At 48.9% G+C, this 24,680-nt stretch carries 16 protein-coding genes; 6 read left to right on the top strand and 10 right to left on the bottom strand.

Translation table 11 applies throughout. The annotated features are described in order from the left end of the window. The first annotated feature begins 356 nt into the window (after positions 1–356). The 3 genes from NG833_RS19480 to NG833_RS19470 all read left to right on the top strand — a co-directional run bounded on the left by NG833_RS19480 (position 357) and on the right by NG833_RS19470 (position 4,505). A complete protein-coding gene (locus NG833_RS19480; RefSeq protein ID WP_254566934.1) occupies positions 357–2,357 on the top strand; it encodes a Dyp-type peroxidase domain-containing protein in 2,001 nt (666 codons plus the stop codon). Between the two features lie 110 nt (positions 2,358–2,467). Next, entirely contained in the window at positions 2,468–3,361 is an 894-nt protein-coding gene (locus tag NG833_RS19475) for a hypothetical protein (protein ID WP_254566933.1), read from the top strand. Positions 3,362–3,572: 211 nt separating this feature from the next. Next, the gene (locus NG833_RS19470; protein ID WP_254566932.1) at positions 3,573–4,505 is read left to right on the top strand and encodes a sulfotransferase; all 933 of its coding nucleotides are present in this window, start codon (positions 3,573–3,575) and stop codon (positions 4,503–4,505) included. A 120-nt stretch (positions 4,506–4,625) separates the two neighbouring features. Here the strand turns inward: NG833_RS19470 and acsF are convergent, their stop codons facing one another. Beyond that, positions 4,626–5,702, bottom strand: coding sequence for a magnesium-protoporphyrin IX monomethyl ester (oxidative) cyclase (gene acsF, locus NG833_RS19465; RefSeq protein ID WP_254566931.1), 1,077 nt, complete (start codon positions 5,700–5,702; stop codon positions 4,626–4,628). A 411-nt stretch (positions 5,703–6,113) separates the two neighbouring features. Here acsF and NG833_RS19460 point away from each other — a divergent pair, with 411 nt between their 5' ends. Further along, positions 6,114–7,565, top strand: a complete 1,452-nt coding sequence (locus NG833_RS19460) for a protein kinase (protein ID WP_254566930.1) — start codon at positions 6,114–6,116, stop codon at positions 7,563–7,565. Between the two features lie 17 nt (positions 7,566–7,582). Here NG833_RS19460 and NG833_RS19455 read toward each other — a convergent pair whose 3' ends face one another. The 3 genes from NG833_RS19455 to NG833_RS19445 all read right to left on the bottom strand — a co-directional run bounded on the left by NG833_RS19455 (position 7,583) and on the right by NG833_RS19445 (position 9,792). Then, positions 7,583–8,281 (bottom strand): DUF2996 domain-containing protein, encoded by a 699-nt coding sequence (locus NG833_RS19455; RefSeq protein WP_254566929.1) that lies wholly within the window; start codon positions 8,279–8,281, stop codon positions 7,583–7,585. 13 nt (positions 8,282–8,294) lie between these two features. Then, complete coding sequence (locus NG833_RS19450; protein WP_254566928.1) at positions 8,295–9,182, bottom strand: hypothetical protein; 888 nt, start codon at positions 9,180–9,182, stop codon at positions 8,295–8,297. A 100-nt stretch (positions 9,183–9,282) separates the two neighbouring features. Further along, positions 9,283–9,792: a hypothetical protein gene (locus NG833_RS19445; RefSeq protein ID WP_254566927.1), complete on the bottom strand. Its 510-nt coding sequence runs from the start codon at positions 9,790–9,792 to the stop codon at positions 9,283–9,285. A 320-nt stretch (positions 9,793–10,112) separates the two neighbouring features. Here NG833_RS19445 and NG833_RS19440 point away from each other — a divergent pair, with 320 nt between their 5' ends. Further along, a complete protein-coding gene (locus tag NG833_RS19440) occupies positions 10,113–10,646 on the top strand; it encodes a phycobiliprotein lyase (protein ID WP_254566935.1) in 534 nt (177 codons plus the stop codon). 714 nt (positions 10,647–11,360) lie between these two features. Here the strand turns inward: NG833_RS19440 and NG833_RS19435 are convergent. From NG833_RS19435 to NG833_RS19410, 6 genes are all read right to left on the bottom strand, one after another. Next, positions 11,361–12,269, bottom strand: a complete 909-nt coding sequence (locus tag NG833_RS19435) for a hypothetical protein (RefSeq protein WP_254566926.1) — start codon at positions 12,267–12,269, stop codon at positions 11,361–11,363. Between the two features lie 10 nt (positions 12,270–12,279). Further along, positions 12,280–12,453, bottom strand: a complete 174-nt coding sequence (locus NG833_RS19430) for a hypothetical protein (protein WP_254566925.1) — start codon at positions 12,451–12,453, stop codon at positions 12,280–12,282. A 4-nt stretch (positions 12,454–12,457) separates the two neighbouring features. Then, the gene (locus tag NG833_RS19425) at positions 12,458–15,589 is read right to left on the bottom strand and encodes a diguanylate cyclase (RefSeq protein WP_254566924.1); all 3,132 of its coding nucleotides are present in this window, start codon (positions 15,587–15,589) and stop codon (positions 12,458–12,460) included. 335 nt (positions 15,590–15,924) lie between these two features. After that, positions 15,925–18,381 carry a DUF3769 domain-containing protein gene (locus NG833_RS19420; RefSeq protein WP_254566923.1) on the bottom strand — a complete coding sequence of 819 codons (2,457 nt, stop codon included), beginning with the start codon at positions 18,379–18,381 and terminating at the stop codon, positions 15,925–15,927. A 121-nt stretch (positions 18,382–18,502) separates the two neighbouring features. Then, a complete protein-coding gene (locus NG833_RS19415) occupies positions 18,503–18,619 on the bottom strand; it encodes a photosystem II reaction center protein I (RefSeq protein ID WP_015151639.1) in 117 nt (38 codons plus the stop codon). A gap of 653 nt (positions 18,620–19,272) precedes the next feature. Next, positions 19,273–21,147 carry a hypothetical protein gene (locus tag NG833_RS19410; protein WP_254566922.1) on the bottom strand — a complete coding sequence of 625 codons (1,875 nt, stop codon included), beginning with the start codon at positions 21,145–21,147 and terminating at the stop codon, positions 19,273–19,275. 145 nt (positions 21,148–21,292) lie between these two features. On the opposite strand from NG833_RS19410, the gene NG833_RS19405 reads away from it, so the two are divergent. Beyond that, positions 21,293–24,409: an alpha-mannosidase gene (locus NG833_RS19405; protein WP_254566921.1), complete on the top strand. Its 3,117-nt coding sequence runs from the start codon at positions 21,293–21,295 to the stop codon at positions 24,407–24,409. Positions 24,410–24,680: the final 271 nt, after the last annotated feature.

The following is a 24,680-nucleotide window of genomic DNA, read 5'->3' as shown; positions in this document are numbered from 1 at the left end:
GTTCGTTCGTAGATCAACAAAGTAGCCCCGTCAATGTCGGAGTAAATGCTTGCGCCCTCCGGAGGGCGCAAGCATTTACTCCGACACATAGCTTCCTTTCAGTTGAAAGTTTGGAGGATTTATATTTTGCAATCCCCTAAAAGGGGAATTTACACCTCTTGCTCCCCCTTCCCTTGTAGGGAAGGGGGCTGGGGGGTTAGGTCTCTTTTCAAAATTGAGATGCTCACCTTTACCCATCCTCTAGGCAGCCGATTTGCTGGTGTAAGTCCTACCCGGGTTGAGATGATAGACCATTTGCCGATAGATTCACCTTTCAGTCCAACCGATTTCACCCAATCGCTCCAAAGGAGTTATTCATGTCTAACATTGACGAAAAAATTAACCAACTTCACGAAATAGTAACCCCGTTTGATGATTTTGAAGATGAAGCCCTGTTAGATGAGATCCAAGGCAACATTATCAAAGCCCACGGACGCAATCATTCCGTTCATTTGTTTTTACAATTTACCGGCAACCCAGATCTGGTGAAGCAGGGGATTAGCAAATTTACGCACAAGTATATCACTTCAGCCCTAGCTCAATCTGAGGATGGCAAGCGATATCGACAGAATCAAACTGTACCGAGTAAAATATTTGGCAACTTATTTTTTACAGCGGCTGGATATCAGTATTTGGGCTATGACCCAACACAGATATCGAATGACCCTTCATTTCTAAAAGGCATGAAACATCCCGATGTTAACAGTCAACTGGGGGATGATGTCCAACAATGGGAAGCGGGATTTCAACAGGAAATTCATGCGCTGGTTTTGCTGGCTGGGGATAAACGAGTCGGTCCGCGAACGGAAGAGGCAAAGCAGTTAGAACGGAAGGACGCGAAGAAACTCCGGAAGCAGCCGTTCCTTTTGGCACAGCAAGTTGAGACGATTAAAGAAGAGCTACAAATCATTGCCAAAGTTGTCCATGAAGACATTGGTTATGTGCTCAGAAGTTCCGAAACTGGAGAAGAAATCGAACACTTCGGATTCCGAGATGGCGTGAGTCAACCCCTATTTCTCAAGCGAGATATTGACCGTGAACGAGAAGAAAGTGACTTTTCTCAATGGGATCCTCGCGCACCTCTCAGCTTGGTGTTGTCCAAAGACCCCTTGGGTGAAAAAGAGGAAAGTTACGGCAGTTTCTTGGTCTATCGCAAACTAGAGCAAAACGTTAAAGGCTGGAAAAAAGATGTTGAAGCTCTCGCGGAAAAACTCAAGGGTTCTGAAAAAGCTGAACCCGCTTTAGCAGGAGCCTACACGATGGGACGCTTTCAGGATGGAACCCCCGTTGTTCTGGAAGATAAGCCTAACTCTCAAATATCCCACGAGAATAACTTTAATTATGCACAGGACCCGCAAGGTCAAAAATGCCCGTTCCAATCCCACGCCCGGAAGGTGAATCCCCGTGGGGAAAGCAAAAATTTGGACGAGGAAAAAATGAATCGGATTGTCCGTCGGGGTATCAACTATGGACCGCTACCCAGTGAAGAACCGGAAACTGATGCTGGACTGCTATTTTTGTGCTTCCAAGCCAATTTAGAAACTCAGTTCAATTTAATGCAGCAGCACTGGTGTAACCAACGCAACTTTTTACGCCCAGATATGGGAACTGATGCGGTGATTGGAGTTGAAAAGAAGGAAGTTGATGCTAACGGTAATTTAGTTGCTGTTACCGAGTCTTACAAATGGCCTACCAAGTGGGGGGAAGCCGGACAGACGCAAGCAGATTTCAGCCATTGGGTTACGATGAAAGGGGGGGAATATTTCTTTGCTCCAAGCATGAGTTTCCTCAAGTCGTTCTTGCCTGAACCCTGCCGGGATATCGTATTTCGCGGCGAGCCTAAACAAGAGATTCAAGCGGCGAAGGATAAGATTAATGAACTTCGGGATTACCAGGCAAGGAACTGGGCCATTGGTATTAATGGAGATACTCTGCAACCGGATGAGTTCCTGAACTTCTTCAATCAGCGACATTTGGAGTTTGAGTTTTATTTGCGAAATCAAGTGGGCCTCGGTGACAATGGGGCTTACGATCGCAACATCCAAACTCTAAACCAATACATCAAAGATGTCCGCAATAAAGAAATTGAGGAATGCGAATATAAAATCGCTGAACTGAAGGAATATCAAGAACTGAATTGGGCCATTGGTTTTGATGGAGAAACCCTGAACCCGGACCAATTTGTGCGATTTTTTGGTGAACGCCATCTACCGTTCCAGTTTTATGTGCAGAATAAAACTGTTTCCTTGGGTAATGAATCGGCATATAATCAGAACATTGACACTCTGAACGACTATATCCGTTCCCTGAAGGATTAGGGAATGATGACGGAGTGGCAAGCCCTCTGAACTCTCTGGGGGGTTCAAGCTTGCCCCTCCCTGAGTGGCAACTGTTGAGATAGGGCAATAATCAGGAGGCTCTGGGTATTATGAAACATCACAAAAAACTGTCCTTAGTTCTGATTTTTACGCTTTCCTTTTTAGCCGGTGGTTCTTCCCGATTATTGACCCAGGAGAATCCCGGGGGGATGAGCCAAGCTGAGGAGAATAATTCATTAAGTCAATCGAACTCCAGAGGTCATTCCGAGTTCAATGTATGGCATCATCTCCAGTCTCACCACTCTGACAGCTATAATCAGTTGGTTGAAAACTTCAATCGGGCTATTGATGATGTGCAAACGTTAGATGAAAATGACACCTCCAACCAATTGGTGTCCTTAACCGAAAGTAATAACCCGGGCATTATCCATCGAAAAACTGAAGATAATCAGGACGAATTTCTGATGGTAACCTGGACCCAACAAAAATATTATGAAAGCTGGACAGAAGGAGAAACTCCGGTAAAATTAGAGCGAACCGTTTGGGTGACGGCAAAACCGGAAGTTTATAATTTTTGCAATGTTACTGCCGGGATTGGCAGCCATCTGGACTTGAGTCGGAAGATGATGCTAGACCTAAGATTAACGCAGTATTTAGGTTTGAAGCCTGAGCCAACTTCCTCGGATAAAAGCAAAGATGCTTTTGTAGAAATTTGGGTAAAAGCAGAACATATTAAGAGACCCTGTAGCGATGGGAGGATTGACCAGAATAATTGTCAAATGGAACCGGCAAAAATCCAAGAAGTGATGGAGGATTTGAGAATTTCTCAAACTGAATATCCTTTTACGGGGTTAGGTTATGCCTATGACTGGGGGAAACCCTCTCCGGTGGGACCGAGCGAGTTTGTGATAGAAGCCAGTCAAGAGAATCCTGTAGAAGTAAAAGTTTCTTTAGTCAAAGATACGGAAGACTACTGCAATAATCAAGTTCTCCCCAATCCCTAATGGCTGTCTAAAAATTAAACTTGACCGCTATAGGGAGTCGGGCAGAAACTGGACCATTTTTTGTTCCGTGGAAGCACCGGGTGACTGATGAGCAGTCGGTCGGAAGATGCTCTCACGGATTAATGGTCTTGTCAGAATGATTTAGGTTCGCTCTATAATAGCAATGGCAGTGAACTGAGAACACAGACAAGTGTAGGAGCAAGGCAAGGGTATGCAGAAGTCAGTAGTGTTCATCATTGGAATAGGTCGTTCTGGCTCAACGTTGTTGGACTTGATGTTGGGCAGCCACCCCCGGGCTTTCTCTCTTGGTGAAATCAGCAAGCTGCCGGAGTTTGTTAGAAAGGGTAAGAAGCTATGTGTCCGGGAGGATAGCACCTTCTGGGAAGAGCAATTCACGGAAGCGGAACGACAAGAGTTGGCAAAGGGAATGAGTGGTCATCGACTGCATCGGCTGATTCCCCTGAAGGTGGAACGGTTGGTCCGGGGATGGTTAAATAATGACGAGATTCTCAATCCCTATACGCAACTGTTTAAGAAAATCGATTGTGATGTATTGGTGGATTCTAGTAAGTATTCTTCCTGGCTGACGCGCCGTTTAGAGGCCCGGGAATTTCAGCAGCAATGGTTGCGACCTTATTTGATTCACATGGTACGGGATGGGCGGGCGGTGATCAATTCTTATCTGCGGATTTATCCAGAAAAGGGGATTGAGGCGTTGAGTCAGCAGTGGTTGGATGAATTGGAGAAAAAAAGGCAAATTTACGAGCCATTTCCGAGCGATCGCAAAATGACCATTCATTACGAAGACTTGGCATCGGACCCCCAAGGCACGCTCCGGCGAGTCTGTGATTTGGTGGGTTTAGATTTTATGCCGGAAATGGTGGAGTATTGGAAGCATGAACATCATCACGTTGTCGGGAGTCGTGGGACTAATGCCATGATTGCCAAGTATCGGGGACAGGAGGCGCAACAACAAGTGCAAGAAATCCACGGGAATTACTATGAGCAGATGAATTTTGAGATTAAGCTAGATCTGCGCTGGCAGAAGGAACTTTCCCCGGAGAATTTAGCGACCTTTGAACGGATTGTGGGCGATCGCAATCGTCCTTTTGCATGGCCCCTCACCCCTGAATCCACCGATTAAACCCCTTGCTTTCATCGGGTAGAGTTCCCCACACTCACCCCTAACATAACCAATAAAAACGGCTCTGCACTCAGCAGAGCCGAAAGACGAAACAACAGAGGAGCGAAACCGGAAAACTATCTAGTGAGCCAACCCTTGTTCTGCGGTTTTATCAATAGGCTTCAACAAATAAAGCCGCACGATTTGCCAGACAGTTGAGATGTAAAGGGGTAGCTTCTGGAAAAACTGCACGATCTTAGGCTGGTTAGAACCTGCGATTTCTGCTATTTTAGCATTATTTTGCGTGCAAGTATCCAATCGGGCAAAGAACTCTGGATGATCGACATCCAAAATTACCGGGAAAACCCGTCCCGCAGTTTCATTAGTCTTGCGGATGACGTGAATATCATACTCACGAGCATCCAGACCGAGCACTGCGTAGAATCCGGAACGCTGAATATCATTCAAAAACATGGTAGCAAAAACCGAGAGTAAAAAGAAACGGCTCCACAGTTTTGCTTTCCAATCGTTTAAGATTTGAGGCTGGGCCTTCATCAAGGCATCAAAGAAATCGCCGTGGCGGTTTTCATCCTGACACCAGTTCTCAAAGAACCGGAAAATCGGATAAATCCGATGTTCAGGATGCGCCTCCAAATGCCGATAAATCGTGATATAGCGCCAATACCCAATTTTTTCCGATAAGTAGGTCGCGTAGAAGATGAATTTCGGCTTAAAAAAGGTGTATTTTTTACTTTTGGTCAAAAATCCCAAATCCAGGGAGAGCTTGAAGTCACTCATCGCCTTGTTCAGGAATCCGGCGTGACGCGCCTCATCCCGAGACATCAGCAAAAAGCACTCAGCTAGAACTGGATTTTTGTCTTTGAGCTTGCGAGCTAGTTCTTTGTAAAGAAGAAACCCAGAAAACTCAGCGGTGCAAGAGCGTTCCAGAAATTCGATGAACAGTTGACGAGTTTCCCCATCAATTCCATCCCAAGATTGGTTGAACTCTTCATCCCGAACGAAGTGGTGCCGGTTGTAGTCGGCGCGGAACTCTTCGAGAATGGCTTGGAGTTCGTCTTCGTTGGGGGAGATGTCCATCCGCGCCATCTCATCAAAGTCCGTGGTGTAGAAGCGCGGCGTCAGGATGGTGTCCTTGGCGGGAGCTTTAACCCCTGGGCGGATTTCTTCAAACGCAGGTTTCTTTAGGGAATCTACCATAGGTGTAGGTGAGGGTGGTGTTATAGCTGATTTGCTTTAGGCGAGGTGGAGACCGACTCAGAAGCTGCGCTAAAGGCGCGACTTCTCTAATGCGAATCGCTCGGCATTTTTATGAATGATGCCTGGTTACGAACTCCAGTCTATCAGGGTATGAGACTTTGGGAACAGTCCAAAGGGTTAAAATTTGCAAAACCACGTCAATTTTTGTAAAGTTGGCGGTAAAAATTCTCAAGGTCACCGGAGTGAGTGAAGCACAAAGGGCTTGAGGGGAGGGATGTTGGAGTCCTCCCACCGATGAGAACAGGGTTTCGGAGGGCATCTGGGAGGGGTGAGGATTCCCCATCTGGACAAGCATCTTCAGGGGGAGTTGTGCCAACATGAAAGTACAGGCATCACTATCGCTTATTGTTTATGAGTTTCTGCCTAAATCCTCAGTGTCAGAAGTCCCAGAACCAAGATGGGGCGCAATATTGTGCCAATTGTGGCGCGAGGTTAAGGTTGGGCGATCGCTACCGTGCCATCCAACCGATCGCGGCGGGTGGTTTTGGCAGAACCTTCCTGGCGATCGACGAATACAAACCCTCCAAACCCCGCTGCGTCATCAAACAATTCCATCCCGACGCCAACATCAGCAGCAATTCTTCCCCCAAAGCCTCCCAACTCTTTCGCCAGGAAGCCATCCAACTCGAACAACTCGGACAACATCCCCAAATTCCCGACTTACTCGCCACCTTTGAACAGGAAGGACGGCAATACCTAGTCCAGGAATTCATCGAGGGTGAAAATCTGGCCGACGAACTGGCCCTATCTGGTTCTTTCACCGACTCCCAGATTCGCCAACTGTTAAATAACTTACTCCCCGTCCTGCAATATGTCCACGATCGCCAAGTCATTCACCGGGATATCAAACCCGAAAATATCATTCGTCGCCGTAGTGATGGCCAGCTCATCTTAGTAGACTTTGGTTCCGCCAAAGCCGTCACCGGCACCAGTATAGGCAGAAGCGGCACCGTCATTGGCAGTGCCGGATATGCCGCCCCTGAACAGGCGATCGGGAAACCCACCTTTGCCAGCGATCTCTACAGTCTGGGAATCACCTGCATCCATTTGATGACCCAAATCGAACCCTTTGAACTCTTCGACCCCCGAGAAGGGGCCTGGGTTTGGCCGGACTACCTCGTCAATAATCCCGTCAGCGATTCCTTGAAGCGGGTCCTCGACAAAATGCTGCAACAGCCCCTATCTCGACGCTATAGTTCCGTCACCCAGGTCCTCGCCGATTTAAACCGCACCGAATCTGCCCCGAAACCCGTCCTACCCTCCCCGAAAAATGCCTTGCCATCGGTGGAAGAATTAGGGGAGCAAATGTCCCGCTTGCAGAAAGAAAAATCTGTCAGACTTGGCGTCAGTTACCTATTATGGATGGCGGGCTTTTTTGGAGTGGGGGGCCTGCATCGGTTTTATAACGGCAAATACGTCACCGGAGTCCTGTGGTTTTGTACCTGGAACTTATTCTGGATGGGTCAAATTGTGGATGGGTTTATCATGCCGGGGATGGTGGATAAATACCAAGACAAGATGAGAAAAAAACTCGGAATATCAGCCACCGGAGTCCCCTTAGCTCCCCAAAATTCGATTAGTCAAACCGTCAGCCTGCAAACCCAAGATCAACTCATGATCGCCCTCGTCAGAGCCGCCCAAGCCCGAGGGGGTTCCCTTTCCGTCACCCAAGCTGTCATGGACACCAACCGAGGCTTTAGCGAAGTCGAACAAGCCCTCACCCAGATGGTTTCCGCCGGTTATGTCAGCGTAGAAAACGACCCCGTTACCGGAGTCGTCATCTATCGATTCAACGAATTGTGATTAACCCATTGTCAGGACTAATTCCGAGTCACCCACTTTTGAGCCGTCAGTCTTTGTACAACGTAAAAGACCAACCCATCCAGGTCAATCTTGCGTTCGTCAATCAAGAAGGGCTCTAAGGTACTCGGTTGGCTCACCCGCTCAAAGCAGGAAAACGCTCTGGGTCCTTTGATCTCCTCCGTGGGGAAATAAACCCGGAAATGACGAGATCCGTCCAACCAGTCCCCCTTAACCTGTGCCCAGTTTTCATCCGAGGTAAACCCGGGCAGGGTTACTTTTTGCTTGCCCCAGGAGATTTCTAAGTCCTCAATCCCCTTTTCGGCAAGGGCTGTTTTCAAGGCCGGGATATAATCCTGTTCGATGAACTCCGCAAAGGGCTTATCTTCTAATGCCGGAGGCTTGGCCTTTTTCGCTGCCGCCCCTGCGGGTTTAGCATCCCCTGCTTTAGCCGCCTTCCCTGGGGGTTTGGCAGCACCGGCTTTGGCTGCCGGTTGTTTGGCTTTGGGTTCGGCTGCCGCATTCGGGTTCTCTTGGGGGTTTCCATTCGCAGGATCGGGGGTGTTCGCCGTTGGCATATCCGTTGCTTCAGCTTTGTCGGGACTCGGGGCCTGCTTTTTAGAGGCGGGTGGAGTCACTGATTCTCCCGCAGTCGGATTCGCCGGGGGAGTCGGCGGATTTTTCGATGCTTCCTCTGGCTTAGGTTTGTCTGGTGACATGGTTTATCCTCTATTAAATCTCGGCAACGGCTCGTTCAATTAACCGATGAGCCAGGGTTTGAATCCCTGTATGCTCATAGTAATTGGTGGACATATCCAAGAATGCCGCTAAATAGTCCAACTTATCATCGGATATTTCGATAAACTGCTGAAGGTTGTTGGCAACTTTTTGGGGGGTTAATCCGCGAGAGGCGACGAAGCTATTCATCCAACCGGAGGTGGAGGCGAAACTTTCCCCAATAAAGCCCAGTTGACCGGCTGCATTTCCCCCAGGAATCATGCTACTGAGCTTTTTAAACATTCCATTTTCTTGCAAGTCGCTGGGGTTCAGTCCGCTGAGTACGGATTGGGCTTTCATGACGAAGTTGGGACCTAGGGGAATTAGACCATCAAAGCAGACGAGGGCCGCCATCCGCATCAGGGATTCGCCGCTATAGTTGCCGAGGGATTTGACAAAATCGCCAATGCTGTCCCCGGGGATGCCGTTGATTTGACAAAAGGCAATTAATTCAGCGACGACTTTTAGGGAAAGGTCGATGGTTTGCGCTTTGTCCGCTCGGGGGGTAATTTTGTTGAGGAAGCCGAGTAAGCCGATTTTTTCTCCGACTTTGTTGGCGAGGGCGGCAGCGCCGAGGGTTCCCCCAAAACTATCGACGGTTTGGTAGATCCACAGGGCCCGTTGATAGCCTTGGGATTTGTCGTTGTAGAGATGGATGGCCCGATCGCCAATTTGTTGGATGACGGCTTGATCGGTCACGCCGGTGACGCTTTTAATGGTGTTTTCAAACCCCACAAGGTTATCCCACTGACCCGGAACGACAAAATCGAGGGCTCGCAGGGAGTGAACCGTTAGGTTATTGGTGGGGAGGTCGTCAACCAACTGGAAGATTGTTTTGCTCACAGAAGTCTCCTGGTGTTGGGAAAATAGGTGAATGGGAATTTTTTGGGCCGGTAAGAGTCGGCTTTTTGGTATCGGTTAGCTTTTGATGGAGGAATTTCTATTATTTCAGTTGCTGGAGTCCATTGAGATTAAATTGCTGCAACCAGGTTTCGCGATCGCTGGCAGTAAAGGCGGGATTTCGAGATTGGATTTTTACTTGGAAGCGATCGCCGACCAAAATCGCTGTATCGTTCGCCGTCAGGGACGAAGACGGATATCCCGCCACTCGCGTGTTACTCTGCTGGAATTTCTGTACCGCACTCGGATTGGTGACGGTATCAGAAATGGATAACATGGCCATATCTTGGCTCCCTTGTTGCAATTTCGCCTCAGCAAACCCTGGTTTTTCTTGGGTATAGACGAGACTGTATCCCCCACTAGCTGAGGGAAATAGGCGGTTAAAGGAACTGCCAGGGACGGGTTGACCCGCTGCGCTGGTGACTTCTGTACTTTGTTGCTGTGCTCCATCCCACCGGGAAGGTTCTTGGACTTCACCGCAAGCGCTCACCAGGAGTAACAACCCCAAGCAAGATGAGAGTAAAATTTGACGCAGACGAGGTAATTTCATCATTTTCTCTTAGTGTTCTATTTTGAACCGCAGGTCATACCTGCCATTTTACTGGGGATTTCTCCTGGATACCGGAGTAGCAGTGGCGATCGGCCCAGGGAGGCCCTCTGAGGAGACGTCACCGAGGGTTCTCTTGGCAGGATGGGCGAACAGAATCGGAGAGTCACCAAGGCACGATTCAGCTTAGGATATTAAAAAGCGGACTTACGGGATTGGCTGTTACGCACCCCAGGCTATGGAGGGGTGGGCAGTCTTGATCTGAACCGATTGGGTACAACCGTAAGTCCATCTCAAGTCAAGTCTTTCGTACTCCTACGTCGTTGATGGATATTATCGAGTTTTTCCAACACAGTGCCGGGAAGTGGTTTTCCCAACGAACCTGTCAAGATCTCCCTGCGGTCAAATCTGTAGCAGGCACAACCGACCTTTGGCTAGACGCCTTGTCATCGGAGGACCCCGAGGCGATCGCCCTTTGCCAAGAGTATCGCATCGATCCGGCAAAAGCATTAGGGGGGGTCCGGATTCGCTGGGAGAATAAACCCATCGACCCTGAACCGAAACAATCGGGTTCCACAGTCCTAGTGGCGATCGCCAATGGTTCACAGCCAACGGAAGGCCGATTGCTTCGCAAATCCCCGACTTCTGAGCCATTACCGACTCAGAGTCGTTATATTATCGGCAATGATGATGTGGTGACGTTCATTGCTGAATCTGACGATCTCTACGAGGAAGAACGCATCTGGTATGCCAGTGATAATTTGCGCCTAAGAACCCATGTTGTCAAGCGATCGGATGGTTTTAGTCTAGCTTCTTTCTACAGTGAAATTCGCATGGGCGGCAAGCCCAAGGAAGCTTAACCCTATCCACCTGTCCATCATTTGCGCTGAAGTCGTTTCTCCTGTTCGTAGTAACGACTTCAGTCGTTTCTTGCTCCTGTTCGTAGTAACGACTTCAGTCGTTTCTTATGTTCGTAGTAACGACTTCAGTCGTTCTCTAATGTTCGTAGTAACGACTTCAGTCGTTCTCTAATGTTCGTAGTAACGACTTCAGTCGTTTCTTATGTTCGTAGTAACGACTTCAGTCGTTTCTTATGCCCATAATTAATCGCTTCAAATTTGTTAGCATAAACACCAATTAATTGATAAAAATCACTCGATTATTTTTGCGGATAAGGGTTTCATTTGGTTTGGAATACCTGGGTATTGAATTACGAACAGGAGCAAGAAACGACTGAAGTCGTTACTACGAACAGGAGTAAGAAACGACTGAAGTCGTTACTACGAACAGGAGCAAGAAACGACTGAAGTCGTTACTACGAACAGGAGCAAGAAACGACTGAAGTCGTTACTACGAACAGGAGTAAGAAACGACTGAATTTGTTACTACGAACAGGAGCAAGAAACGACTGAAGTCGTTACTACGAACAGGAGTAAGAAACGACTGAAGTCGTTACTACGAACAGGAGCAAGAAACGACTGAATTTGTTACTACGAACAGGAGCAAGAAACGACTGAAGTTGGGACGTTTAACAGGAATATAACGACTGAAGTTGTTACTACGAACGGGAGGATTTAGGGGGGCGATTGGGGTTGTTTTTGGGAGACTGCTTTGAGCTTGGAGTAGAAATCCGAGGAGGTTTCTTGGGGGGTGAACTGGTGGATGGGACTGTTGTTGCCGATCGCCTCCTCTGTGTCCCCTGTGTGTGACTCCTCGATCGCATGGGAAGACTCAGAGGAGGGTTTTAAGTCGGTGAAGGTGGGTTTTGGGTTACGGATGGGTTGCACTTGCGGGCGATCGAGCCAGAGGTCCCCGAGTAAATCATCGGAGTGGGGTGCGATCGCCTCGGGGATCTCTGTCGTTTCCGTCTCTTTTGTCCCTGAATTGAGGGTCTGAGAGGGTGAGGCGGATCGCGTTTGGGACTCTCCTGGCTCAAGGGATAACGGTTCGGGTTCCTGATGAGTTGCAGGCACGGGGATGGGCGATTTGGAGTCCGATGAGGCAGAATTCTCCGGGTCCGTGGCGATCGCAGAGGTTTCCAATGCAGCACTCTGTGGGAAATTCTGGCGAGAGGTTTGCCGTTCCCACTGTCGGACATCGGAACTGGGAATCGCTCGGGGGAATATCCCCGTTTGGGATAATTCTCTCAACCCCTCCGTTGATGGCCGTTTCTCCGCTGTGTCTGCGCTTCCTTTCCAACCTTTCGGCAGTTGACTGGACACTAACCGTTCAAATTCATGATTGAAATGATAGAGAGCCTGATTTCGGCGTTTCCAACAGGCTAAAATATGGGTGACGGAGAGGGCCTTATAACGTCCTTGATATAACGCCTCAATCGTTGCTAGACGCACCCAAGCTGCCGGATACTCTAGGAGCCATTCGGCAATCAATTCCCCGGTGCTGTAGCCGCCGAGATCGAAGCTATAGTGAGTCAGCAGTGCCGCTGCACTCTCCGATGCAGTATCGTGGGCCGCTTTGTTCATTGTTGATTGCCTACCGGGTATCCCCAATCTTCTCTACCATGCGCCAGTTTGACCAAGGGTGATTGTCTCTCAATCCTACATCTGCGATCGCCCCTAGCAACAGCTTTTGATATCCCAATCCCGGAAATCCTCCGGAGACTCTCCCCACAGGATTCTGGGAACGAATCTCAGGGGTGACTTCCATGCCTTCAAGGGCAGGCGACAACGGTGCGATCGCGTCCCTCTTTTTTGGCGCGATACAAGGCGGCATCTGCCGCTTTAATCAGGTCATCACCCTCTGTTCCACAATCAGGACAAGCCGAGACACCCAGAGATATGGTAATCTGATCCAGGGTTTGACCTCGATGAGTGATTTTCAACGCCTTGATCCCTTGGCGCAGGGCCTCTGCTCGACGGGCGGCATCTTCTAAATCCGCATCCGGGAAAATCAGGGTCAACTCTTCTCCGCCATAGCGACAGGCAATATCTGAGGTGCGGACATGGGTTTGCAAATAGGTTCCGAGTTCTCGCAAAACCGCATCCCCGGCATCATGGCCGAAGGTATCGTTAAATTGCTTAAATCGATCCACATCAATCATCACCACTGCGAGCGATCGCTTTGTTCGCAAGGCTCGATGAATCTCGCGATTCAACGATTCTTCCAAATATCGCCGGTTAAATAACCCGGTCAAGGGGTCGCGAATGCTCTGCTGGTGCAGGGTTTCGCGCAGCTTTAAGTTGGCGAGGGCCAAGGAGACCTGTTCGGAAACGGTTCGCGCTAATTGGCGCTTCCCGGGGGTCAAAGATCTCTCGTCTTCACTGGCTAAGTACAGCATTCCCAAGGTTTCTCCTTGAGCAATCATCTGCACGCATAGGGACTGGGCGGGGTTATTATTCGAGTGAATATGTTTGCAAGCTAATCCGGCATTGGTGCGATCGATCCAATGCAGGCGACCTCGACGCAATGCCCAACAGTCACTCGGCGAAAACAGCGTATGGGTGGGCAGTTCATCCCCCCACTTTGCCATCGCCTCTACCAAATTTTTGGACTGATTGAGCATGAATACAGCACCGGAGGTCCCCGGAAATAACGGTTGTAGGAGGGTATCCAAGGCTTTATAGGCTTCGTCTACGCTCAAGCAGGCTTGTAAAAACTCGTTCATCTGCCCAAGCATATCCATCTCTTGGTTCCGCAACTCCAGTTCGCTGATCCATCCTTTTAGGTTGAGATTGGCTTGTTGCAACTCCTCTTCGGCACGTTTACGAGAGGTGATATCCGTAGCGGTCCCCAAAATTTGATTGGGTAAGCCTTCGGCATTTCTGGAAAAGACCATATCTCGACTGATAAACCACCGCCAGCGATCGTGGGCGTCTTTGAGCCGATATTCCATTTCTAGGATTTCTTCCTCTTTCAGGAGGATGCGTTGTTGGAAATGTTCGGTGACCTGGGCTACATCTTCAGGATGCAAAATTTCTTGAAAAATGTTTTCTCCCATTTTTTCAATTTGTTCGGGGGTATAGTCCAAAATTTCCCCGATCGACCGATTTTTATAAACATTTTTCCCTTGCACGAGGTCATAAATGTAGAGAATATTGGGGGTAGTTTCAGCGATTCTTTGAATAAATCGTTGACTAGAGAGCAGTTCTGTTTCCGCCTGTTTACGTTCTTGAATTTCCCGCTGTAATTGCTCATTGGCTGCCTTTAATTCAGCCGTGCGTTCTTGGACTTTGATTTCTAATTCATCTTTGGCTAGTTGTAAGTCGGCTTCGGCACGGGTGGCGCGGGCGAGTTCGCTTTGCGCTTGTTGAAATAGGGTGGATTGATTGATGGCGATCGCCACCTGGGTTGCCAATTTTTCTAAAAACTCAATTTCTGAGGGAGTCCAATGTCTGAGATCGAGACAGTGATGGGCAATCAGCAATCCCCATAACTCTTCCCCTTGCAAAATTGGCACCACTAGGTTAGCCCGAACCTGAAATTCTTCTAAAAACTGGATATGGCAGGGGGTTAAGTTGGCGTTGTAAATATCATCGATCGCTCGGGTTTTCCCTTGGTGATAGTAGCCTAGGGAGGTGTCCTCAAAGCAAGTATCTTGAATGACTTTGCCCAAAATTGAGAGGTGTTTATCCCGCACCGATTCAACTTCGACCTTTCCACTCCAATCCGGGCTAAATTGATAAATAATCACCCGGTCCGTTTTTAACATCTGCCTGACTTGGGATACCGTAGTATTCAGAATCTCATGAAGATTCAAGGATTCCCGGATTCTCATGGCAATTTTATTCAGCAGCCTTTCTCTGGATGCCTGTTCATGCAGCTTATTCGTGCGTAGGTTGACTTCTCTTTCTAGTTGAATGTTGCGACTGTGCAACAATTCGACTTTTTCGGCTTGCAGTTTCCACACTTTTTGTTCTAATCCATGAATCACGCCATAAAGTTGACTGGGATCAAGGGTTTGCATTAGAATTCCCTGAGTGATAATCCCCAGCAATTCTCCTTGGTTTCCACAAATAATTAAGCGTTCGACCTGGCGTCGCTGCATTTGTTGATGAGCAGTCCAGACGGATTCCTGATGGTTTAAACATAACAGAGGTGCACTCATGACATCTCCCACTTGGATCTGCTCTAGGTCGAGTTCTAAAGCCATAAAATGCAAAATGTCTCGTTCGGCGATCGCTCCCACAGGTAAGGAAAATGTGGTGGGTTTGATATCCGCTTGATCCGGTAAGGGTTCTATTTTTTCCGTGATAATAATAGAGGCCACTCGGTATTCAGCAATCAAATGAGCCGCTTGCAGGAGGGAGGCGGTCGGGGGAAGGTGAATGATATCGGTTGCCATCACTTCTTCCACCCGTTTTCCCTTGAGTAAATCTGCGGGTTTAAGCACTTTGCGAATGCTATCGAGGGTGACGAGTCCTCGGACATTTCCACTGTCGCTCACCAGGGGAAGATGGCGAATTTTATGACGCCTAAATAGGTTCAAAACTGTAAAAATATCACTAAATTCTGTCTCTTTAATGGTCACAATATCTTGAGTCATGACCTCCCGAACCGTGATGGATTTTAAGTCGATTTTTTCGGCTCCAATTCGGACAAAATCCCATTCGGTTAAGAGGCCAACGAGTTGCTCATCTTCAATCACCACAAGACAGATCGGCCCTGTCTGTGCTGTTTCCCTGGAGTGGACCCAAAGTCCCGAGGACACAGGACAAGCGGTTGTTTCTGGCAGGATTAACCCGATCGCCTCGTCCAAAAAGGTGTCTGGTGAAAGGGTGACCAGTTTTCGCTCAATGGCAGTTTCAGGGGATAAGGAGGAGATGGGTAAATCTTTAAGCTGCATTGTAATTTGTTTTAGAGTAGACATATAAACTAAATAAGTTAGGGTTTAAAATACAGGATGTTGTTGACAAATATGAGGGACGAATGCTACGCTAAATGTAGCAATGGTACCTTAAAATTTAATAAAACCGCCTACTTATCTCAATTGTTGGCTATGATAGTAAAAACTGACATCCCTCCTCAGACGGAAGTTTTAATTGAAATATTACTCTAACAACCCAATAACCATGACCGCCTCAATGTCCGACAGTAACGGTTGGAAACCGGGTTTCTTTGCCCAATCTTTGGAAATTAGCCACAAATTTGAGCCAGAAACCCGGTTTCTTGTCCCTGGGATTAGCGATCGCCCACTGGGGAAAAGCGATTACCACTCCCAAACCAACTAAAATTATTCAGTTGCAGACTCAAAGAACCCACTTGCCGTTCTGGACTAAATCGCAGATTCACGTTATAAGTCCGGCGACTATATTCCATCGATAAATCGGTACTAATTCGTTCCCCGGTATCCAAATTAAACGAGCTTTGGACCCCCACTCTAAACGGTCCATAGACTTGCTGAGTCACCCCGGCTGTCAGTACCTTGGAATCCGCAATTCGGTCGAATAAAAAGGGCGATTCCCCATCTTTCCAAATGCGCGACAAACTTACATTAAAACCCGTATAATCCAGCCAGCGACGGGAAAAATGCCCAAACTGCCCTTGAATTCCAATGCTGCCGGTCAGCGCATTTTGAGTATCATCCGACCCATAAATACTCGCAACTCCTGTTAATCCGCCAAACAGGCGAACGTAGGGAACCACGGGCGCAGGAGTATAACGCAATCCTTCCGTCCTTGTTCGGGGTAAGGCTTTCCCTTGCCACAGTAAAAAGCCCCGAGAAACCGCAGCAGAAGCTTGAAATCGGCTAGAGTCAATGCGATTGTTATCCCGAACTAGGGGCAGAAGGTCGATGCGATCGCTATCGGCATTAATATATTGTGCACTGGCTTGATAGCTTAAATTGATGCCGGTTCCCCCTAAATTAATCACCGGAGAACTCACCACTAAGCCGACATTTTGATGCACGGTTTGATATCCCAATGACCCATTAAACAGGCGATCGCGATAATTATATTCTCCCGATACCGCATGAGTTCCCACCATCTGCCGAACCCGTAATGTCCCCCGCAAATTCTCCTCTTCGTCATTAAAATCAAAATCCGTAAACCTCGCTTCTCCAACAATGGAAGTCGTCGGGGTAGGATTCGCCGCCAACCGCGCTTTTAGTCCAAATAACTGGGAGGGGGTGCCAATTCCATCGGTCAAGGTCCGTTGAATATAATATTGCGGAATTAAATTAATTTGAACAGGTCCGCTGCCTCCGAGGGGAATCACGGTGGTTTCGGCATAAACTCCGCCTCGGTCTTCTTGATCATAACCGAAGCGAACTAAGGAAGGGTCTTGATCGCTGCGATCGAGAATGATTCGTTCTCTTAATAACGGAATCGAGATGCGATCGTCAAAGACTAAACGCGGACTTTTAGCAAAAATTTCATCCTGTAACGGAGAGATGGGACGAAAAGTGGCCCGGGGCGATCGCAACTCCAACTCCGGAGGAGAAAACGGATCATTGGTCATCCGGACATTGGTCCCTTCCCATCCCAAATCATTGAAATTCAGGCGATCGGCTTCAAAGCGAAAGCGATCAATCGTCCCGCCAGTAGTGGGAAGACTTCCGCGACCCCCACCAAAGGTGATACCCCCGGCGGGAGTTATTCGTCTGGGGGGTTCTCCGGCCCGGAGTCGGTCCATGATATTCTGTTGTTGCAAGGCGGCAGCCGAGACATCCGTGGGGAGATTGGGAGAAAAGTCTTCTGCTGTGGTAGGGGTAAAAATATCCCCTTTGGCCCCATCAATACCGCCGCGATTCTGCACGAGGTCATATTCAATGCGATCGCCTTGGAGGACTTGCTGTCCTTTGGCATACACCGCTTCTCCCTCGGCGATCGCCACTTGGGATTCTAAATTAATTTGCAGGCGTTCTGCGTCGATCGCTGCGCCGCGTCCTCTCATCCTGGCATTGCCTTCCCCGGTGACAATTTGCCGTTCGTTATCGAACTCCTGGCGATCGGCTTTTAACTCCAAAGTATCCGCTGGGGCGATCGTCGGTGGGGGGGCATTTTCCCCAGAAGCTGTAGGAACTTCCGCCACAATCTCCCCTGATTCGGGGTCGGTTTCCTCGGCGGTTGTCACCGGGAGTTCTGCGGTTTCCTCTGTTTCCGATGTTTCCTCTGGAGTCGTCACCGGCAGTTCTGCGGTTTCCACTTCCTCCGGATACAAATCCCGAGTCTGCGGTTCTTCGGTTTCAGTCACCGATGCCGATTCTCCTGGGGATGCAGTCTCTTGGAAGGCAGCGGCGTTACGCAGGGTCCATCGCAACCCAATGGATAAGGTCTCGATCGCCTCCGTCTCGGGGTTGTTTTCTGTCGGGGATTCGAGATCCGGGAGTTGCTTTGTCTCCGGTGGGGTTATTGGGGTTTCAGATTGTTCTAATTCTTTGGATGCCACACTCTGCGGACTTTCAACCCGTTTCAGCGGTGAGGAGATTTCTAACGGTGGACCTAAAAGCGCGGCAGAACTGACCCCGTATTCGGGTTTAGTGGCTAGGGTTTCCGGTGGCGTAGGATGAATTTGTCCCGCCAATTCAGTGGCTGAATCATCCACGGAAGCGGCGATCGCCTCGGGGTTGATACTGTCGGGGGAAACAGGTGTAACAATAGCAGGCGGTGGGGGAGGCAGAACCGGGTAAGGCATATTTACAGGATTAGACTGAACAATCAATCGCCCAAACGGGAACCCTTTACCCCGGTTCGCGATGCTTGGGCGACCAAAAGGCCGCCCCTGCGATCGCCATCAAGGTCTAAACATCCCTTGATTATTCGAGGTCGCGCCGTTTTGGGTTACGGGCCGGGTCTCCGTTCAGGAAGCCAAAGACAAATAAGGCCACGAAGAACGAGACAACAACATAAACTACGATTTTAAGGGTCACCATACAGATATCTCCAGTGTTTGGAAAAGCTGTGAGAGTTGACTATCAAGACTCTCCAGTTTTTTTATCATATCGGAAGGCTGTCCCGTTTTATTAAGAAATATTTTTGTTTCGTTCCAGAGTTTAGATGGGCCAATGGATTTGGGTTTCCTGCACCCTGCTGTGGGGACGTCCGTTGGCGATCGCGCGTTCCCCAACTTCTTCGCGATCCAGAATCCGGGTATCACAGTGCTATAAAAACCCGCAGGCTTAAGCCCGGAGGCTACACAGACGAAGCCCGCCTGCGCGGGCTAATACAGAAAACCGACTAATCCAGAATCGGGTTGCCAAAGACCTAGTTTACTCGGGTAGCCCGCGCAGGCGGGCTTTGTCCGTATAGCCCCAGGCTTAAGCCTGCGGGTTGTTAGCGCCATCAGGGTATTCCTATTACAGCCCTAAATCAGTTGTGGAAGGAATCCGGTTGTCAAAGGTCGGTAAAAACCCACACCCTCAAGGGTGGGGCTACACAGACAAAGCCTGCCTCCGCAGGCTGATCGATGAAAATCGACTTTTAACAACCGGATTGGGTATTACAAATCATTTAGGATTGCTATATTACAGCCCGCGCAGGCGGGCTTTGTCCGTATAGCCCCAGGCTTCAGCCTGCGGCTTTGTAGCTAATTAAACAGTTGTTGCATCGCCCATTGCCACCCTTGAATCAGTTTCTCTTCCAGCCAGACGAGGATCTGGTCGAACCACTTCAAAGCTTGCTCTAAGGGGTGCATAATGTATTCCGCTTCGGCAATTTCCACGTCGATCCAGTCGCTTTTGGCCTGGGTTTCGACCTGGGGTGGCAATTGCACCGGAGAGTCAACAGCCGGACTAGGACGGCTAACCCGTGAGGTGGGTTCAACGGTTACCGTAGCGGTGGGTTGGACTGCTGTCCGGGGAACCGATCGCTGGGGTTGTACTCGGCGGTGATTTCCTTTGGTGGATTGGCTGCGTGAGGGCTGGCTGACGGGTCGGGACTGTCCAATTCGTCGGGTAGTCGGATAGGGTGGGTTCAGAAATTGTTCCACCGCCTCGACTCCCCAGAAGGAGTCCGGCAAGCTGTCTAATTCCGGGTTACTGGACAACAACTGCCCCGTCGCCGCCTCAGAATTCCCCGATAAAGGCTTGACATTTACAGGAGTTTGTGATAATTCTTTCCCCGAAACTTCCTGGTGAGTCAACGGGCGATCGCCCTCTGCGGTTAAAGCCCGATCCGGGGTTCCGAAGAAATAATCCACTGCCGATTGAATCAACCGTTGCATTTGCAGGGATAGGGATTGACTTTCCTCTGAGAGTTCGGAGGTCGTGGGGTCTGGCTGGGGGTCTGTGACGAGGGCGATCGCCAGGTTTTGAATTCCCTTCAGCAGAGACTCGCCCTGATCTGCCACGGTTTGGCTGAGGGTTCCTCCCTGGGACAATTGCATCCCTTCCCATCTCGCCACTGCTGCATCCATCTTTAACAAGACGGCTGCAATTTTAGGTTGACCCTGACGGCGAGGGGATTCGGGGCCCTGGAGTTGAGGAACATCACTGACCCCATCCGGTTGCAAAACGAGGGGAGAGGGTTGCAATAAATCCCCAACTTTGGCTAAACTCCGGTCAAATAAATTGCCCAGAGGAACGGGTTGAACTCCGGCGATCAGTTGACGTAAGCGACGCAATCGCTTAACTTGCGGTAACTGTTTCTGGGATGGCGAACCCGTGAGGACCGAATGGGTTGCCTGGGATGACAAACCTTTCGGTTCGAGGTTGTACCCTGCTGCTGCCAATTCCCCATCAATTCTGGCTTGCAATTGTTGCTGCTGGACGGGGGAGAGAATATCTAAAATTTGGTTGCGATCGCTGATTAGAACTAAACTCCGCGTTTCCAGCAAGGTGGCAATCCCTTGAATCACCGGACGAGAAGTGGCAATTTCCGAGGCGGGAGTTGCCACGGTTAGGGATTGTTCCGTTGATGCAACGGGGACAAGGGTTCCCGGGCGATCGCCCTTCACCCCAAACCGGGCGAGAATTTTCCCCGGAATCCAGTTTAGTACCCGTTGCCGCAACCCAGTCCGTCCAGAGGTTAAAGCGAGAACTTCCTTCTGTTGAAGTTGGGGTGAGTTGTCCTCTTCTGTAACCAAAACTTGCCAGGATTCCTCGGTATCCGCTGTTGTTGCAGCAACTGTTACCAGTTCGACCCCACTCAAGACGCGGGCGATCGGGCGATCGCCTTGCGGGGTTTCCGAGAGTCTGTCGGATTCTTCCGTCCCGGGATTCGCCTCAGCAGTCCCCAGGGTTTTTGCTGAAGATTCCGACGGGTTAGCGGTTCCCGCCAACTGCTTTCCTACAAACCGGGTGGCCTGATACACTGCATAGACCGGAATCAGTAAATAATGGCCCCCAGTTTGGGCAACCCAGCGGATTTGCTGTCCAGCCTTTTCTAACTGGGTCGCCAGTTTCCGAGACCCCGCTTGCAGAAACTTGAATAATTTACTTTGATATCGACCGGAAGAGGACATAATTTTTAAGTTAATCAGTTTGTTCGGGGGCGGATTTCATATTGACTATCCGCAATATGAACCTCTGTAACGGGTTTTTTTTATAAAGAATGCCTGGAGAATCCCTAACCCGTCTTTTAATGATATCGAAAATTTGAGCAAATTTATGCCAGATCCAAACAGTGAAATCACCCGATCGCTTGAGAAACTACGGCAACTGACCCGGGTGAATGCGATCGGTAGTTGGCGATACCGAATTGCCGATTTATCCGTGGAGGAAGGAACAGCCGCAGACACCTGGGACCAGTGGCAGCAGGCGGAACTCAACGAAAAAGGACATATCCCCTGGACTCAAGGACAGCAGACGATTTGGTTAGGGTTGCGATATCAGGTTCCGGACCAGTTGCAGGGGTATCCGGTAGCGGGATTAACCTTGCGCTTGGCCCTAACCTGGTGGGCCGATGAGGCCCAAATTTTTGTGAATGGGGAGTTAGTCCAGGAAGGGGATTTATTTGATTGTGTGACCCGGGTGATGATTGATGAAGCAGTAGAACCCGGTCAGGGGATTGATATTGCTTTAAGATTAGTCAGTCCCGGACATGACTGCGGGGCATTAGTGCGATCGCTGTGGATTTATGAAAAAAGCTATGAACAGAGTTATGAAAGTTGTATTGATCCGGGATTTATTGCGGACGAATTAGCGGTAATTGGTAAATATTGGGGAATCTCATCCGATGCCGAGACGAAGTTGCAGCAATTACAGACCCAGATAGAGGCGATCGCCTGGAATAGCTTACCCGATGATGTTCCCCAATTTGAGCAATCCCTGGCTGAATTGCGAACCCATTTGACACAACAGTTTCAACAAACCAGTAAACTATTTTTACTCGGTCACGCCCATTTAGATTTAGCCTGGTTGTGGCCCATTGCCGAAACTTGGGATGTTGCAGAATTTACCTTTGCCTCCGTTCTGGATTTAATGGCAGGATTTCCTCACCTCACCTTTGGACATTCCACCGCTGCCCTCTATGCTTGGATTGAAGACAATTGTCCAGATTTATTTGCCGATATTCAAGCAGAAGTTGCCGCAGGACGCTGGGAAGTTTTAGCCGGATTGTGGGTAGAACCGGAATTAAATATTATTAGTGGGGAATCAATTTCCCGACAACTGTTATATGGACAACAGTATTGTTTAGAAAAATTTGGCAAACTCTCTCCCGTGGCATGGCTGCCGGATACCTTTGGATTCTGTGGACAATTGCCGCAATTGTTAAAACAAGGGGGAATCGAATATTTCGTCACCCAAAAGTTGCGATGGAATGATACGACAGAATTTCCCTATCCGGTTTTTTGGTGGGAATCTCCTGATGGAACGCGAATTTTTAGTTTAATGTCCGCCCCAATTGGAACCGGAATTGAACCTGTGCAAATGGCGGATTATGCCTGTGATTGGGAACAGAAAACCGGACTGAAAGAGAGTTTATGGATACCGGGAGTGGGTGATCATGGCGGGGGTCCGACTCGGGATATGTTAGAAGTTGGCGATCGCTGGCGGGAGTCGCCCTTTTTCCCAGCAATGGAATTTACCACTGCTGAAGACTATTTGCGCCAGTTGCAACAGCAGGGAGAGTTTCCAGTTTGGAGGGATGAATTATATCTGGAATTTCATCGCGGCTGTTATACCACTCATGGAGACCAAAAACAATGGAATCGCCGCTGTGAGGGGTTGTTATATGAAGCAGAATTGTGGGCGGCAGTTGCTACAAGGTTGACGGGGACGGAGTATCCGAAAGGGCAAATTGAAGCCGCTTGGAAAGGGGTGTTATTCAATCAATTTCACGATATCCTACCCGGTTCTTCGATTCCGGAGGTGTATCTGGATGCGAATCTCGGTTGGCAGGAAGCGGAAGAACAGGGACGGGAAGTGTTAGAACGGGCATTGGAGGCGATCGCCTCACAAGTTGCCGGAATTCCTCCGGTATCAATGCCATCCGCCCAACCGATTATGGTGTTTAACTCTCTCAATTGGTCGCGATCGCAAGTGGTTTCCCTAGAGTTACCGGAATCCGCTGCAACTGGGATGGAATGGCAAGTGTATGATAGTCAGGGAAATCGAGTGCGATCGCAACTCACCCCTACGCATTTATTATTTGAATGCCAGGATATTCCCTCTATTGGCTATCACGTTTTTTGGTTAGGTCAATCCGAACTCAATCTCAATTCTTCCTCCCCAAAAGCCGATAACGAATTTATCCTAGAAACTGACAAATTGCGAGTTATAATTGACCCCGAAACTGGCAATATTAGCAGCATCTATGATAAAATAAACAATTGGGAAATTCTCCAAGAACCGGGCAACCAACTCCAAGCCTTTGAAGATAAAGGCCAATATTGGGATGCCTGGAATATTGACCCCAATTATCACCAACATCCGCTTCCTTCTCCTACCCTGAAACAGATTCAATGGCTAGAACGAGACACACTGCAACAACGAGTGCAAGTGGTTCGCCAATTGGGACAATCGGAGTTTATTCAAGAGTATATTATCCAATCCGACTCCCCCTGGGTAAAAATTGCCACAACGGTGAATTGGCAAGACCGCCATGTCATGGTAAAAACGGCATTTCCTCTGACTATTGAGGCGGATTTTGTCACTTATGAAACCCCCTGTGGTGCAGTGGAACGAACCACTCGACCCCAAACCCCCGCAGAAAAAGCCAAATGGGAAGTTCCTGCTTTAAAATGGGCCGATTTAAGTGGAAAACAAGGGGGAGTGAGTCTCCTCAATGATTGTAAATATGGCTATGATGCCACCCCCAATCAATTGCGTTTAACCCTTCTGCGGGGTTCCACTTGGCCGGACCCCGAGGCAGATTTAGGGTGGCATCAATTTACCTATTGCATTTATCCACATGGGGGAAATTGGCAGTCAGCTAAAACGGTTCGACAGGGATATGAATTGAATTTACCCTTGCAGGTTCGTTTGATAGAGTCAGTCTTGGAACAGGGGGAAAAAACTCTAGGTTTGCAGGGGAGTTTTTTACAGTTGTCCGGAGAGAGTCTGGTTTTGATGGCATTTAAACAGTCGGAAATGGATGCAACAAAATGGATTATGCGCTGTTATGAATCGGAAGGAAAACCGACAGAATTAGTGGTTCAGAAGGAATGGCAGAGTTTGCAAGGGGTGGATTTATTAGAGGAGAATTTAGATCGGGTTTGGGTTAAGGGGGAGGTTGTGCCGATTTCTCCTTGGAAAGTGGTGAGTTTTCAATTCGGGGATTGAGGGGTGATGCGGTAGGTTGACGATCCGGAAACGACTGAAGTCGTTACTACGAACTCAGATAAGAGAACGACTGAAGTCGTTACTACGAACTCAGATAAGAGAACGACTGAAGTCGTTACTACGAACATAAGAGAAGCAGCAATTCTCCCCGTTTGTAGTAACGACTTCAGTCGTTTCCGGATTCAAGGTTTATATAAAGAAGCAGCAATTCTCCCCGTTTGTAGTAACGACTTCAGTCGTTTCCGGATTCAAGGTTTATATAAAGAAGCAG

It is taken from the genome of Oscillatoria sp. HE19RPO, from assembly GCF_024220515.1.
Lineage (GTDB): Bacteria > Cyanobacteriota > Cyanobacteriia > Cyanobacteriales > Laspinemataceae > Laspinema.
This window is presented reverse-complemented; position numbering and strand designations above follow the sequence as displayed.

Bases quoted from the DNA above. Each gene is read 5' to 3' on its own strand.
- NG833_RS19480 (WP_254566934.1), top strand. From the start codon at position 357: ATGTCTAACATTGACGAAAAAATTAACCAACTTCACGAAATAGTAACC.
- NG833_RS19475 (WP_254566933.1), top strand. From the start codon at position 2,468: ATGAAACATCACAAAAAACTGTCCTTAGTTCTGATTTTTACGCTTTCC.
- NG833_RS19470 (WP_254566932.1), top strand. From the start codon at position 3,573: ATGCAGAAGTCAGTAGTGTTCATCATTGGAATAGGTCGTTCTGGCTCA.
- acsF (WP_254566931.1), bottom strand. From the start codon at position 5,702: ATGGTAGATTCCCTAAAGAAACCTGCGTTTGAAGAAATCCGCCCAGGG.
- NG833_RS19460 (WP_254566930.1), top strand. From the start codon at position 6,114: ATGAGTTTCTGCCTAAATCCTCAGTGTCAGAAGTCCCAGAACCAAGAT.
- NG833_RS19455 (WP_254566929.1), bottom strand. From the start codon at position 8,281: ATGTCACCAGACAAACCTAAGCCAGAGGAAGCATCGAAAAATCCGCCG.
- NG833_RS19445 (WP_254566927.1), bottom strand. From the start codon at position 9,792: ATGATGAAATTACCTCGTCTGCGTCAAATTTTACTCTCATCTTGCTTG.
- NG833_RS19440 (WP_254566935.1), top strand. From the start codon at position 10,113: ATGGATATTATCGAGTTTTTCCAACACAGTGCCGGGAAGTGGTTTTCC.
- NG833_RS19435 (WP_254566926.1), bottom strand. From the start codon at position 12,269: ATGAACAAAGCGGCCCACGATACTGCATCGGAGAGTGCAGCGGCACTG.
- NG833_RS19430 (WP_254566925.1), bottom strand. From the start codon at position 12,453: ATGGAAGTCACCCCTGAGATTCGTTCCCAGAATCCTGTGGGGAGAGTC.
- NG833_RS19425 (WP_254566924.1), bottom strand. From the start codon at position 15,589: ATGCAGCTTAAAGATTTACCCATCTCCTCCTTATCCCCTGAAACTGCC.
- NG833_RS19420 (WP_254566923.1), bottom strand. From the start codon at position 18,381: ATGCCTTACCCGGTTCTGCCTCCCCCACCGCCTGCTATTGTTACACCT.
- NG833_RS19415 (WP_015151639.1), bottom strand. From the start codon at position 18,619: ATGGTGACCCTTAAAATCGTAGTTTATGTTGTTGTCTCGTTCTTCGTG.
- NG833_RS19410 (WP_254566922.1), bottom strand. From the start codon at position 21,147: ATGTCCTCTTCCGGTCGATATCAAAGTAAATTATTCAAGTTTCTGCAA.
- NG833_RS19405 (WP_254566921.1), top strand. From the start codon at position 21,293: ATGCCAGATCCAAACAGTGAAATCACCCGATCGCTTGAGAAACTACGG.